Annotated in this window: 15 protein-coding genes; 2 read left to right on the top strand and 13 right to left on the bottom strand. The window is 46.8% G+C overall.

The window, feature by feature from the left end:
- Positions 1-9 precede the first annotated feature (9 nt).
- The 9 genes from solA to NSS67_RS18470 form a co-directional block, all read right to left on the bottom strand.
- Complete coding sequence (solA, locus tag NSS67_RS18430; RefSeq protein ID WP_339320632.1) at positions 10-1155, bottom strand: N-methyl-L-tryptophan oxidase; 1146 nt, start codon at positions 1153-1155, stop codon at positions 10-12.
- The gene (locus NSS67_RS18435) at positions 1152-2333 is read right to left on the bottom strand and encodes an amidohydrolase (RefSeq protein WP_339315043.1); all 1182 of its coding nucleotides are present in this window, start codon (positions 2331-2333) and stop codon (positions 1152-1154) included. Before NSS67_RS18435 ends, solA begins: the two co-directional genes overlap by 4 nt.
- A gap of 53 nt (positions 2334-2386) precedes the next feature.
- The gene (locus tag NSS67_RS18440) at positions 2387-3403 is read right to left on the bottom strand and encodes an LLM class flavin-dependent oxidoreductase (RefSeq protein WP_339315044.1); all 1017 of its coding nucleotides are present in this window, start codon (positions 3401-3403) and stop codon (positions 2387-2389) included.
- Between the two features lie 11 nt (positions 3404-3414).
- A complete protein-coding gene (locus NSS67_RS18445) occupies positions 3415-4167 on the bottom strand; it encodes an amino acid ABC transporter ATP-binding protein (protein WP_339315045.1) in 753 nt (250 codons plus the stop codon).
- A complete protein-coding gene (locus NSS67_RS18450) occupies positions 4164-4874 on the bottom strand; it encodes an amino acid ABC transporter permease (protein ID WP_339315046.1) in 711 nt (236 codons plus the stop codon). Before NSS67_RS18450 ends, NSS67_RS18445 begins: the two co-directional genes overlap by 4 nt.
- Complete coding sequence (locus NSS67_RS18455) at positions 4871-5656, bottom strand: amino acid ABC transporter permease (protein WP_339315047.1); 786 nt, start codon at positions 5654-5656, stop codon at positions 4871-4873. Before NSS67_RS18455 ends, NSS67_RS18450 begins: the two co-directional genes overlap by 4 nt.
- A 33-nt stretch (positions 5657-5689) precedes the next feature.
- The gene (locus tag NSS67_RS18460; protein WP_339315048.1) at positions 5690-6541 is read right to left on the bottom strand and encodes a transporter substrate-binding domain-containing protein; all 852 of its coding nucleotides are present in this window, start codon (positions 6539-6541) and stop codon (positions 5690-5692) included.
- Between the two features lie 4 nt (positions 6542-6545).
- Positions 6546-7061 (bottom strand): GNAT family N-acetyltransferase, encoded by a 516-nt coding sequence (locus NSS67_RS18465; RefSeq protein ID WP_339315049.1) that lies wholly within the window; start codon positions 7059-7061, stop codon positions 6546-6548.
- 117 nt (positions 7062-7178) lie between these two features.
- On the bottom strand, positions 7179-8072 hold the full coding sequence (locus tag NSS67_RS18470; protein WP_339315050.1) for a LysR family transcriptional regulator: 894 nt from the start codon (positions 8070-8072) through the stop codon (positions 7179-7181).
- A gap of 507 nt (positions 8073-8579) precedes the next feature.
- Here NSS67_RS18470 and NSS67_RS18475 point away from each other — a divergent pair.
- Entirely contained in the window at positions 8580-9119 is a 540-nt protein-coding gene (locus NSS67_RS18475; RefSeq protein ID WP_339315051.1) for a GNAT family N-acetyltransferase, read from the top strand.
- Between the two features lie 278 nt (positions 9120-9397).
- Here NSS67_RS18475 and NSS67_RS18480 read toward each other — a convergent pair whose 3' ends face one another.
- Genes NSS67_RS18480 through NSS67_RS18490 form a run of 3 tightly spaced genes read right to left on the bottom strand, consistent with a single transcriptional unit; the run spans position 9398 to position 12238 of the window.
- The gene (locus NSS67_RS18480; RefSeq protein WP_339315052.1) at positions 9398-10300 is read right to left on the bottom strand and encodes a sugar phosphate isomerase/epimerase family protein; all 903 of its coding nucleotides are present in this window, start codon (positions 10298-10300) and stop codon (positions 9398-9400) included.
- Positions 10301-10325: 25 nt separating this feature from the next.
- Positions 10326-11183 (bottom strand): sugar phosphate isomerase/epimerase family protein, encoded by an 858-nt coding sequence (locus tag NSS67_RS18485; RefSeq protein WP_339315053.1) that lies wholly within the window; start codon positions 11181-11183, stop codon positions 10326-10328.
- Complete coding sequence (locus NSS67_RS18490) at positions 11180-12238, bottom strand: Gfo/Idh/MocA family oxidoreductase (RefSeq protein ID WP_339315054.1); 1059 nt, start codon at positions 12236-12238, stop codon at positions 11180-11182. Before NSS67_RS18490 ends, NSS67_RS18485 begins: the two co-directional genes overlap by 4 nt.
- Before the next feature lie 123 nt (positions 12239-12361).
- Here NSS67_RS18490 and NSS67_RS18495 point away from each other — a divergent pair, with 123 nt between their 5' ends.
- The gene (locus NSS67_RS18495; RefSeq protein ID WP_339315055.1) at positions 12362-13231 is read left to right on the top strand and encodes an AraC family transcriptional regulator; all 870 of its coding nucleotides are present in this window, start codon (positions 12362-12364) and stop codon (positions 13229-13231) included.
- A 91-nt stretch (positions 13232-13322) separates the two neighbouring features.
- On the opposite strand, the gene NSS67_RS18500 is transcribed toward NSS67_RS18495, so the two are convergent.
- A complete protein-coding gene (locus NSS67_RS18500; RefSeq protein ID WP_339315056.1) occupies positions 13323-14222 on the bottom strand; it encodes a glycerophosphodiester phosphodiesterase in 900 nt (299 codons plus the stop codon).
- Positions 14223-14271: the final 49 nt, after the last annotated feature.

The following is a 14271-nucleotide window of genomic DNA, read 5'->3' on the forward strand; positions in this document are numbered from 1 at the left end:
AACTGCTTGTTAATGATCCGGTGGTGTAAAGCGTGATAACGAAAAGGGCTGGATGTTGTGACTGGTAACTTCGCTAATCGTCAAGTCGGCCAGTATTTCACCCACAACACTAGAAAATTTAAAACCATGCCCTGAAAACCCTCCGGCTACCAGTACATTGGAGTGGAGCGGATGGCGGTCTATTATGAAATCTTCATCAGGCGTATGCTCATACTTGCATACAGAACCTTTTAGCATTCGACCAGCTGCCCCCGGCATGTAAGACTCCAGTACCTTACGGAGGTCGCCCTCATCGCTGGCTTCACTGCCGAACGGTGCAAGCTGCGTACCCGGCTTCCATTCCAGCCCCGTATCGTGCCGACCGATCTTCAGGCCAGCTCCGGCAATGCTGGGAAAGCCATAATATCCACCTTCCTCTGCTCCTATCGTAAAGCCAGGGAAATTACCGACTTCAAAAGCAGGGGAGCTCTCAAACCAGCCCACAACTTTGCGGATTGACTTGATCGGCAAATGTACAAAAGGTGCCAACGCGCCAAACCAAGCTCCGGCACTAAGGATAACTGCACCTCCGTGATAATCGCCATTTGTCGTATGAACCGTAACACTACCCTCGCGGGCGGTTATGTTCACTACTGGGGTGTTCGTCAGCAGTTCCGCACCATGCCCAAGCGCAAGCTGGCGGTAGGCGGAAATACATCGCTCGCTGTACAAAAAACCGGCATCTGGTTCATACATCGCCGCGAATGATTCCGGAATATTTAGTGCTGGCCAGCGCCGCTGGATCTCTTCGGCATCCAGTTCCTCTACCTGCACCTTCCGTTTCATCGCTTCTGCGAGACGGCCGCTGAAGGAATATACTTCGTTATCTGCAAGATTCAGCACACCGGAGCGGATAAGCAGTTCGGTTCCGCTGAGCTGCTCTGCTTCTTTCCATAGTGTATCTGCCCGCAGAGCCAATTCAATGTAGGCGGAATCACCGCTGTAAGCATGCCGAATCAGTCGGGTATCCCCGTGATGGCTGCCCTGTGTATGTGGGGGATCGAAGGCATCAACTAGCAGTGTCTTAACTCCGCGTCTCGCGAGATAGTAACCAGCGCTCATGCCCATCGAGCCTGCGCCGACGATAATTACATCGTAACTGTTATGTTCAGCTATAGTTCTGCACCTCCTCCGGGATTGTAGTACTCAAGGGATCGTACAGCCACATCCGCAAGGAAACTTGCTGCTACAGGGAGTGCTCGTTCATCCAAATCGAAGGCCGGGTGATGCCATTCCTGGCTTCCTTCAGTTCCTACAAAGACGAACAGTCCCGGCACCACGCGCTGATAAAAGGCAAAATCCTCTCCAGCCAGAGAAAGCTCAGGCTGGACCGCTCGGTAGCCAAGAGCTTCAACCGATTCTCCTCCTAACACCGCTAAGGTAGCGTCGTTAACAACAGGAGGCGGTCCTTCTATCCAGCGGACAGTGGCTTTTGCTCCAAGAGCAGCCGCCACACCAGTCGCCACTTCCCGAAAGCGGTCCAGCACTATACTGCGTACCGTTTCATCAAAGGTGCGGATCGTCCCCTCGAGCACGGCTTTTTCGGGGATAATGTTCCATGAATTGCCGCTGTGAATTTGTGTCACACTGACCACCGCACTCTGCAGTGGACTGACATTGCGACTTACAATGGATTGGAATGCCGTTACAATATGTGAAGCTGCTACGATCGGGTCTATCCCAGCTTCCGGAACGGCAGCATGAGAACTGCCACCTTGCACTTCAATTACAAACCCGTCAGCCGCTGCCATTAAAGGTCCACTCTTAATACCGATCGTTCCGACCGGAAGCTCCGGTTTGTTATGCAGGCCGATCACTGCCTGGACATCTTCTAGCGCCCCGCTAGCAACGATCCGCTGTGCCCCTTGCGCCTTCTCCTCAGCCGGTTGGAATAAGAGGCGCACCGTTCCTTGCAATTGATGTTCTTGCTGCTTCAATTGATAAGCAGCACCGATCAAGGCTGCGGTATGGAAATCATGTCCGCAGGCATGCATTTTACCGGGATACACCGAAGCAAAGGCTGCTCCGGTTTCCTCCTGAATCGGCAAGGCATCAATATCGGCGCGCAACGCGATGACCGAACCGGGCTGCTGACCTCCAATCTCTGCGATTACTCCGGTAGACAGACCGAAATCTACGACTCTGATCCCTACCTGCTTCAGCAAGGAAATAATATATTCTGTTGTGCCATACTCTTCATTGGACAGTTCCGGATGCTGATGCAAATGACGGCGTATCCCGATTAATTCTTCTCCAAGCGCTTCAGCACTCAGCTCTATAGCTTTGCTTGTCATATACAGTCACCCTCCTTTACACGATCTCTTGTGTGATCCTGATCCCGCTCGACTTATGCCTCTGCCGGCACTTCAGCGATAGCTTCGCTCAGCAGTTCAAAGGAGCGGAGTCTTTTGTCAAACGGATGCACATTCGTCGTTATGATGAACTCCTCGACACCAGATGCCACTGAAAGTGCCAATAGCTGTTCACGCACAGATTCCTTTGTTCCTTTGGTAATCTCTGGTTCAAGCTCTTCAATCGTGTAGGCTTCATTGCTCTGCCGGGCAAATTCCTCTGCCTGTTCCTGAGTCCCAACGGTTAGCGTCTTTCCGCTTGCCAGCTGAATCCGAATCAACTTATGTGCGCCTGCCAGTTCTTTCGCTCCCTCTTCGGAATCAGCCACCACTAGTGCTAAAGCGATAATCGCTTGCGGTTGTCTGCCTTGTGATGAAACAAAGCCACTGCGATAAGCACGAATGGCATCCAGAGCTACTGCCTTATCGCTGTTAATAAATAGGGAGAACACATAAGGTAATCCAAGTTCAGCGGCAATCTCTGCACTGCCTACACTCGCGCCAAGCACATATAGTTCAGGCGCAATACTAGGAAGGGGACCTGCCTTTAACCCCGCCAGCGGATGGTTCTCTTCGAGCCGGTTATGAACATACTTCTCCAGTTCAATGATTTTGTCCGTTAGGTCAGGGTTTTCGGCCTTTCCCTGCTGAAGCGCTTGTGTGCTGCGAGGGAGGCCGCCGGGAGCACGTCCCACACCGAGATCCACTCGGCCAGGAGCCAGCGTAGCCAGCACATTGAAGTTCTCCGCCACCTTATACGGACTGTAGTGCTGGAGCATGATGCCACCGGAGCCAATGCGGATACGCTCTGTTTTGGCCAGAAGATGTGAGATGAGTACTTCAGGGGAAGAGCCGGCTACCTGCTCCGAATCATGATGCTCAGAAACCCAGAACCTTTGGAATCCAAGCTCCTCGGACAGTTGTGCCAGCTTAATCGTATGTTGGAATGCTTCCTCTGGCGTTTCTCCCGGATAGATCGGACTTTGATCGAGTACGCTGATTGTAATAGCCATTGTTTTGCCTCCTATATAGAATAGTTAAATTCAGGTGTGATCCGCTTTAGGAACTGCTTCGTTCTTTCTTCGCGTGGATGGTTGAACAGCTCTGTCGGAGTTCCTTCTTCTACAATGACGCCACCGTCCATAAAAACCACATGATTCGCCACATCGCGAGCAAACCCCATTTCATGGGTGACTACAATCATTGTGATGCCTTCCTTGGCAATTTTGCGGATAACAGCCAGCACTTCACCTACTAGCTCCGGGTCCAGCGCCGATGTTGGTTCGTCGAACAGGATAACCTCCGGCTCTAGCGCTAAAGCACGGGCAATGCCCACCCTTTGTTGTTGACCTCCTGACAGCTGGCTCGGATAGGAGTCCAGCTTACTGCTAAGACCAACCTTTTCAAGCAGTGCGATACTCCGCTTTCTCGCTTCGTCCTTCGGAAGCTTTTTGACAATTAGCAGCCCTTCCATCACATTTTCTAGCGCGGTTTTATGACGGAATAAATTGTATTGCTGAAATACCATTGCCGTTTTTTGCCTAAGCTGATGAATCTCCCTTTTACGGGCATGTTTGCAGTCCACTTTGAAATCTCCAATAGCAATCTCTCCGCTGCTTGGCTTCTCCAGATAATTTACACAGCGTAAGAGAGTCGTTTTGCCAGAGCCACTAGGACCGAGAATGACAACAACCTCACCCTTCGTCACCGTTAAATCTATATTATTTAACACCAGATTCCGACCGAATGACTTCGAAATTTGCGCTAGCTTGATCATGCCACTCCACCTCGATTGTACAGATTAATCCTTTTTTCAATCAGCGACGTCACACGTTCGATCAGAAACGTAAGTGCCCAAAAGATCAGTGCCGCCGCCAGATAAGCCTCGAAAAACTTCCAGTTCGTTGAAGCTACAATCTGTGCCTTAGCATTGATATCCACCACCGAAACGGTAAAAGCAAGGGTAGATCCGTGTAGCATACCGATTACCGAATTCGAAAGATTAGGCAGACTTGCCGCCAGCGCCTGTGGAAAAACAATACGCTTCAAGGCTTGGGGCGTAGTCATGCCGATAGAATGGGCTGCTTCTAGCTGACCACGATCCACAGCGAGCAGACCGGAACGTACGACCTCGGACATATAAGCTCCCGCAGTAATCGAGAACGAAATATAAGCAAAACCGATCATCGGAATCGACACCGACCTAAAGCTCCAGCCGAAATGCACCGCCAGACCATCAATCAGCACAGGAAGCCCAAAATATATAAGCAGCAGATGCGTCAGCATCGGTGTCCCGCGGATGAACGTAACATAACCGACGGCCAGCGGATGCAGCAGTGGAACTCTGTATAGCCGGATCAAGGCAACAGCCACGCCAATCACAAAACCAATCAATACAGAGACAACCGTAATATATAAGGTCGTAGGAATTGCACTCAGAATTTGTACCAGAGCAGTCCATATAAACGATGGGTCCAGTTTCATAATCCGGTGCCTCCTTTGCCCGGTCCCAATTCTGCAATAATGCGACGGTAAGACCAGCTTTTGTTGATTTTAAACAGTTTTTTCTCCGGTGTATTCCGTTTCTCATGCCGCAGCAGATGGTGTTCCGCTACAAGCAGCAACTTCTCGATCGTAAAGCTGATGACCAGATAGATCAGCGCGAGCGCGATATACGTTTCAATAAAATGCTGGGTTAAACTACCAAGCGTTTGCGCTTTACCTGACATTTCCATCACCCCGAGGGTAAAGGCTAATGATGTATCTTTCAGAAGAGCAATGACCAGATTAGAGAATACTGGTACTGCTATACCGAGCGCTTGCGGCAGCACGATTCGTGTAAAAGCTTGAAACCCCGTCATTCCCGTAGCATAAGCTGCCTCTACCTGCCCCTTATCCACCGCCATCACAGAAGCCCTAATCATTTCGGACATGTATGCCCCCGTATGCAGGCCGTAGGTAAGAATCACGAAGACAAGCACAGGGGTTCGGGTCAAATCCACATGAACCAGCTTCATGATTTCAGGCAGACCATAATAGAACAGGAAGAGCTGGATAAGAATCGGCGTTCCCCGGAAAAAAGAAATATAGATTTCGGCGCAAGTCTTCAGTACCGGAATTTTATAAAGTCTTGGCAGAGCTACGAGAAAGCCGACAACAATTCCTGTCAGTAGAGAACAGGCGACAATTAGAAGCGTGGTGCCTAAAGTCCCCAGAAGCTTAGGTAAAAATGAAAACACAAAGGTGATATCAAACGGTGCGCCCATAAACTCCCTCCCTTCCCGTGCTCACCGGATTAATCATTGAACCGATTCCGCTGTAACATCTGCACCCAGCCATTCCGTGCTCAGCTTGCCCAGTGTACCGTTCTTCTTCAATTCACTAATCGCACTGTCAATCGCAACCGACAGCTTTTCTGAATCGGCATCATCTTTACGGAGAACATAGAGAATGTCCGCGGAGGACAGTTCGTCACCTGTAGCCTTCAGCTGGCTCTTTGGATCAATGATCGGCAGGACAAAATCTGCAGCTAGCGTAGCGTCCACTCGTCCTGTACTGATTTGGGCAGCCGTATCATTAGCCGTACCGCTTTGGTAAACGATATTTATCGCATTGTCATTCTCTTTATTGTAGTTTTCGAGAATTTGAGCTTGTGCGCTTGTCGCACCGACCAGCACTTTTTTCCCTTTAAGATCATCTAGTGATAGGATCGAATCATTATCCTTAGCCACTACAATGCGGTTTCTCCAGTGGGCATAGGCTTCTTTGTTAAAAGAATATTTCAATTCACGCTCCGGATTTTTCTCCATGACATGGGCGACTAGGTCGATTTTTTTAGTTTCCAGACTCAGCAGCAAATTACTGAAATCCATGGTTTGAAACTCAAATTCATAATCCGGCAGTTGCTTATCGATTTCTTTGAGCAGTTCTACATCGAAGCCTGTAAGCTTGCCGTTCTCATCTATGAAGCAGACTTTCGGAAAAGCAGTACCCGTGCCTACGATGATCTTAGTTACCTTTGCCGAAGCATTCGCTGGTGTTGCGCCTTCAGCCACATTTCCGTTCTGACTGCTGTTCGTGCTGCTATTTCCGCAACCGGCAATCGCCAGTGTCAATAACGATGCAATTACTATTGAAATGGACTTTTTCATTGTTCTATCCCCTTTGAATGATTTGTGGTTTGTCTATAAGTGTTTTTTTCATCAGATACATAATGCCGTCACCATTCTGCTGATCCAGCTCCAGGAATCGTTCATACCCCCGGCGTTCATACATTTGAACCAACCACGGATGTTTCTTCGCCGTTGCCAACGTGACCGCAGCCGAACCCAATTGTCCAGCAATAATGTGCTCTTCCACCCAATCCAGAAGCTTTCCACCATAACCTCTGTTACTGTAATCCGGATGAGCAGCGAACCATTTAATAAAAGGCAGTGGGCTAATCTTCTTAATTTCTTCTTCTTTTGAGAGTGTTATCGTCGCAACGATCGTTCTATCTACTTCAAGCACATAACATTCATTCGTGGCAATATTGTCTTCAATAAGCGCCAAGTCGGCTGTGGCCGCCGGCCAATGCAGTCCGAGCTCACGAATCAGCTCATAAGCACGGTATGTTACATCTAGCAAATTCTCCGCATCTTTCAGTTCTGCCAGCCTGTATGTCTCACTCATCGCAGCTCTCCATCCCTTCGAATTTAAATTTATATTTCCTATCGAAATAGTCGTGATTATATGCAATTAACTTTATCACTGCATGAGTTCATGCGCTAATAGAGTTTTTTAATACATCTATACAATTAGTCGATCTCCCACTTTACCTATACCGAGTTCAAGCAGCGTTTCTATGAATTCAGCATTCTCTCCATTAAGTGAAATCAGGCTGGTTCGTAAGGAAATGCCTTCCGTCTCAGCAATATCTACCCGAACCAACGTCCCTGCCGCTACTTCCTCCTGTACACTGAGTGCCGGAAGAAAACAGATGCCTGCTCTTTTCAACACCAGCTTCTTGGCCGTCTCCAGGTTATCCACTTGATATTCAATCTTCGGCGGCTGGTCCATGCTCTCAAATACACGATGCAGCCGCATCCAATCCAAAGACCCGCATTCAAAAAAGACAAAGGTCTCCTGTCGGATATCCTCCAGCGAAGCACACTGTGCTTTAGCTAAGCGATGTCCCTCCTGTACATACAGTGAAATAGGGTCTTCGCAGAACGGAAAGGCTTGAATGGCAGGATTTACGACCTTACGAATAAAAGCTAGATCTAGCTCTTTCGATTTCAGCTTGTCAATCAATACTTCCGTAGATGCCGTCATCAGCTTGATCGTGATTTGCGGATATCTACTTTTCAGATGAAGCATCAGATGGGGCATTAGATAATTGGAAACCGAGACAGTACTGCCGATCCTCAGTTCATTCGGAATATGCCCCTTGGCCTGAACCTGATGTTTACCGCTCTGATAGATCTGGAGAATCTGCTGGGCATAGGGAAGAAATTGCTTCCCTTTTTCCGTTAGGTTAATCTGCTTACCCAAACGATCAAACACTTTGCAATCCAGTTCCCTTTCTAGCGATTGAATCCGGGCCGTTACTGTCGGCTGTGAGATATATAGGACTTCGGCCGCTTTATTGAAGCTTCCATAATGATTGATGTAGACAAAGGCCTCAATATTTTCAATATTCATCCCTAATCCCCCTAAACCACTTTTAATTTTACTATTCCGATGAAAAAACAATGAATTAGAACATTACTTTCCCTATAGATTTGTTTATATCTTATTCACGCCTCCATTTTTTGTCAACTTATATTCCGTGTAAGAAGACGCATACGGACACCAGTGCCCTTATTTGCAATAATTCCGCTGTTTTCGGATGCCAACGGACCCCATGGACGTTATTTGCTCGAAACCACTCAAAACCCTCCCTGTTTCAGACGAATAACGGCTCTCGGGTCCGTTGGCTCACTCCAAAAGGTTAAAAATGCCCAAATAGGTGCATCTGAGTCCTCCCTCGTAGTTACTTCCCATTCGCCCGACGATCCCTTTATAATAGACTGTTATGTTTATTACATATAGAGCTTTTCTATACATTTATCAGAATTACTGAATACCTCTTATCTCACTCGGGATTATAATTTATAATGACTTCATTCGTATGAACTATAGATTTGACTGAAGGGGGATAGCGAGAACATGTCACAAAAAATTATTATCCGAGAAGCTGAGAACAACGATCGTGAAACCATCGCCGAAGTGATTCTGGACGCTTACCACCAATATTCGGAGATCATGCCCGAGCCGTTGTGGCTGGAGTACCGGAAATCACTTCTTGATTCCGTCCATGGTGATGCCCCGATTGTGCGGATCATCGCTGAACTCAATAAGAAAATCGTTGGCAGCGCATTATTGTTCTCTTCCTCGGAAACGGCTTACGGTAAACCAGAGTTAGGTATTCACTCCCCTATCCTGCGCCTGCTTGCTGTATCCCCTTCCGCTCGCGGTCTCGGCATTGCAACCCATCTGATTCACGAAGCTGCAAGAAGATCCCGCGAGCTGGGTGCCGCCACTTTAAATCTGCATACCTCAGAAATGATGGCTTCAGCCATCAAGCTATACCATCGCTTAGGCTTCAAACGCGCATATGAGACCGATCTTGTGAACGGCGAAACCCTGATACAAGGCTTCCAACTTGAACTACTCCCCTCGGTCAGTACTACTGCAGGACAATTATAGATTCAGAGTTCAGACTAACTCATTGCGTGCATGTGTTTCTTTCGCATCGCATTTTACTTGTGGCTTATCAATGGTGAAGATTCACCATTTGTCTTTAAAAAATAAAAAGAAACCTCGGAAAGCTTACCCAATGATCCTATGTGATCATTACGGCGAACTCCCGAGGCTCATTTATTTCCTTTTTTATAGGTAATTTCTTTAGAACTTATAGTGATATTGCTCTCATAATCGGCATCGCCCATTCGTGACTGTTTGGATGAACTAATTAATCTTTATCACTACCGTGCCCAGACCCGAAAACCCTTTAAAAAATTCACAGCCTGGCGGATATCTTCCTCTGGATTAGTGCCAACTTCCCGTTCTATGGTCAGGAAACCTGTATAACCGATGTCGTTCAGCGCTTGCAGATAATTGTTCCAGTCGACAGAACCTGCTCCAAGTGGAACTTCACGGAACGCCGAGCCGGTCTCGGCCATTTCAGCCATCTTCTCATGGTCTAATGCGGGTGCTTCATAACCATATTGACCGTAAACATCGCGCGGATCGATATCGGCAAGTTTGAGACCATCTTTAGCATGGGTGTGTACAATGTAGTCTTTTAGTGTATGAACACCTTGCACGGGATCATCACCAGTCACCATCACCATGTTGGCCGGGTCAAAATTAACAGAAACCCCTTTGGAACCCAAACCGTCGAGGAACGTCTTCAGACGCGCAGCGGGTTCCGGTCCAGTCTCAATCGCAAAGTAAGAATTCATCTCATGCGCGTATCTGCTTAGTTCCTCACAGGCGATGTGCATGGTTTCATAAATTTTACTGGTGTGGTCAGAGGGAACAATACCGATATGTGTAGTTACGATATCTGTACCTAGCTCCTTGGCCAGCTCCATAATGCGTTTGGACTTTTCGATTTTGGCACGGTTCTGTGCAGGGTCCTGAAATCCATGTCCGCCTAAATCTCCAACGAGGGCAGAGATTTCGAGACCCAGTGAAGCAATGTATTCCTTCCATTCACGGCGGGCTGACGGAGATATATTAGCGGGATCTAATTCGCCTTGCACCGCATAAATCTGAACTCCATCTGCCCCTGCTTCTTTTGCTTTGCGCAAGCCCTCTTTCACTCCGACCTGAAAACTGTCTACGATAACGCCGATTTTGTTGGTGATAATTGGTTTAACCATGGCAATAATCCTCCTTAATAATGAATTAGATTTGGTTCCAAACCCGCTTGATGTATTCCAATCCAAGTCTTGTCCCCTTACGGCACTCTTCCATTCCCTCAAATTCTACTGAGATAAATCCGTCGTAACCGCTTTCCTTAACGATTCGAATTACACTCGGCATATCGATGTCTCCTTGACCAACGATTGCCCCCCTCAACCAGTTCCCACCGGAGGACTGGAACCAACCTTCGCCAGGCTGGCGGTCTTGCGGACGAATATAAAAATCTTTGAAATGTACCATCGAAGCAAGCTTGATGTTGTTAGTCACAGCAATAAGCGGGTTCTCATCTGCGCACAAGAAGTTGCCAATGTCGAGTGTTGTACGGAAGTTGTCTCTTCCTACTGCGTGAACCAACGCCTGTACACGATCGCTGTGCTGAATAAAGTATCCATGATTCTCCACACTGGTCGTAATGCCCAAACCTGCGGCATAATCGGCAATTTCTCGGCAGGCTTCAGCCAAACGTGGAAGCTCTTCCAAAAAATGCGTGATTGATAGATCGTTTGACGAAGCTACATCATGCCGCATCCGCTGAATGCCTAATGCCGCACAGACGTCTACTTCCCGCTTTACCCGCTCGACTTCCCGCTGCATTTCCGCTGTCTCCAGCCCGGAAAAATTCGCCCCAATAGCATAATTGGACAATTCTAGACCACGCCCCGCTGCTGTTCGTACAATCTGATCAATTAGCTCAGGATTTTCAACCAAATTGATGCCCAAGGGTACAATCTCTGCATGTTCTGCGCCCAGATCGGCGATCGTCTCAATGACACCTTCAAGCGTGAGCTCACCCGTCGAATAAGCTGAATGCAGACTGTAAGTACTGATTCCTAACTTCATAGTTTCACCTCTTCACCTTTGGCTGCGGATTCATAAATCGCACCGAGTATTTTCATGATTGTAACGCCGTCTTGCACAGGACTAATCGGTGTAGAGCCAGTGCTGATGTTGTTCGCAAAATGATTAATTTCATTCTGGAATGCACTGTTGAACTCAAACCCCTTATTATCGGTCTGCGGATAAATATTGACGATCGTATCCGCCTGTTCTTTGACGATGACGATCTCAGGATCAATTTCAAAACCACCCTTGTCACCGTACAGGCGCACCGAGCGCTCGTCTTCCTTAGCATGCAGTGTAAAGCTAACATCGACCATCAGCGAAGCTCCATTCTCAAAACGAATTAGTGCATTTGCTAAATCTTCCACCGTATTGTTCGCTGCATCGTAATCAGCCGCTTTATAGAAAGAAAGATTCTTGATATTAGAACGATTGCCGAGCTTCCGGTAGGTATTGGCACTTACCGATACTGGGTTCGGACGGCCCATCAAATACCAGCATAGATCGATCACATGGACGCCGATATCGATCAGCGGTCCGCCGCCGGAGCGTTCAATATCACTGAACCAGCCGCCGGGATTGCCAAGTCTCCGGAACGTCGTAGCCTTCGCATAGTAGATTTCGCCGAATTCTCCTTGTTCCACCAATGTGTGAAGTAGCTGGGCATTGGAATCATAACGTCTTACAAAGCCTACTTGCAGAATTTTGCCGCTCTTTTCCACCGCCTGCTGAACCTGAAGCGCTTCATCAACCGTGCGGCAAAGCGGCTTTTCCACTAGCACATGCTTGCCTGCCTCAAGCGCCGCGATGCTGATCTCAGCATGAGAGTTATTCCATGTGCAGATGCTGACTGCATCTATTTCGGAATTGGCCAGCAATTCACGGTAATCAGTGTATACGTTTTCGACGTTATATTCAGTAGCAACTGCGCGTGCACGCTCTTCATTCAGATCACATACTGCATATATGGTTGTCTGCGGATTAATCCGATAAGCACTTAAGTGCATGCCGGAGATAGAGCCCGTACCTATTACACCAATTTTGATTATATCCATCAACACTCGCTCCTTTATTATGCATAGGTTATGATTCGTATTATAATGATTTCAACGCTAAACACCATGCAAAGTCTTGCGGTTTCATTTGTACAATTGTGCTATAGGAGGTGCAGTCTATAAATGTTGGACTATGATAAACATCTACAGGAACCCATGGACATGCCGAATCCCGAGTTTCCGATTAAAGTACATACCCAGCGCTTCAACCAAGAGGGAGTTTTGTTGTTCCCACATCATTGGCATGAGCATCTTGAGTTTCTGTTTATTGAAAGCGGTGAGGCTGTTTTTGAATGCGGACGAACACCGTTTAACGTACGGGCTGGTGATTTAGTTGCTGTGAACAGCAACGAGCTGCATTATGGGGTGAGTGCTTCTTCTGATTTATTGTATTATGCGATTATAGCAGATACTTCTTTGCTGCATAGTGCGGTAAGCGACGCTGCCGAGACCAAGTTCATCGCCCCGATTCAGCAGAACCAGCTGCTGTTACGTAACCATATCCGGGGGGATCAGCATATTACAGACTGTGCGCTGGCGATTATTCGGGAACTGGAACTTCGCGAATTTGGGTATGAGCTGGCCGTCAAGTCCGAGCTATACCGCCTGCTGACGCTGCTATTGCGCAGACATATCGTCACCGTACTCTCACAAGCTGAGCAAGAAAGACGTATTCAAACCGTTGAACGCTTCGCACCTGTTTTGCGTTATATCGATACCCATTACCAGGAGCCGATTCAAGTTGACGAACTTGCGGCACTAACAGGGCTAAGCCGCTTCCATTTCAGTCGTCTCTTCAAGGAATTAACCGGACATACGATATCGGAATATATAAATGCTGTCCGTTTAGACCGTGCAGATTATTTACTAAGACATACCCAGCTAACGATTTCTGAAATCGCTACCACTACTGGCTTCAGCGATATCTACTATTTCAGTCGCACTTTCAAAAAGCATAGAAAAGTACCCCCTAGCAGTGTGAGAGGGTTCTAGTTAGAGTGAACAAAGGACTGCCATGAGGCAGTCCTTTGTTATTTTTGCTGCATTTGAGTTATGAACTTTCATCAAATGTATTCTCGTTACCTCACTTCTCATTATTCTTAATCACTTCACTAAATCGATCAGGGAAATTGGTATGTACCCCGTCTACACCCCAAATCACGGCTTTGTCCATATTGACTTGATAATTCACTGTATATGGGAATACCTTTAGCCCAGAATTTTTCACTTGTGCGACAAAGGACTTAGTTATTTTTTGAAAGTTAGGACTGATACCAACCGCATAAGTTTTTACTCGATTAATATAAGATTCAGGTATTTTATAAACTGGAATATTATACCAAACAATTTGATAAAGTGGGATCTCTGGGTCAATGGAATGAAACCTACGTAAACTTGCCTCACTAAATGAATGTATGGAAACATGATCAGACAGATTATATTTTACAATTTGTTCGTTTAATATGGTTTCAATGTTCGGATTCAAAGCGGGATCCTTAATCTCAATCATATAGTCCACGTCTTTTCCAAACCTTTCAAATACTTCATCTAAAGTCGGAATACGTAATCCCGCATATATATCTCTAGCAAACATGGGATACTTTTCGTTAAACCATGAGCCAGCATCTAATTTCGAAATCTCCTCTAAGGTATAATTCTTAACATATCCTATTCCATTTGTGGTGCGATTAACAGTATCATCGTGAACAACTACAGGAACACGATCCTTTGTTAATTGAATGTCTAACTCGATATAATCACTTTCCATATCAATAGCAAGTTCGAACGCAGGTATTGTATTCTCAGGTGCATATCCCGATGCACCACGGTGAGCAATTGTATATACTTTGTCCGCAGGCTCGAGAATTTCCTTCACTTTCGTACGAATCCATGGAGAATAGGCATACATTGAGGTACATAATAAGATCATTAAAGCCAAATGAATAAATACAAAGTACATTTTAGAATTTTGAATCTTTTGCATAAAGCTTCCCTCTTCTTTTCAATAATTTAATGTATATTACTTGATGTCC

The organism is Paenibacillus sp. FSL R10-2734, from assembly GCF_037963865.1.
In the GTDB taxonomy this organism is placed as follows: domain Bacteria; phylum Bacillota; class Bacilli; order Paenibacillales; family Paenibacillaceae; genus Paenibacillus_AQ.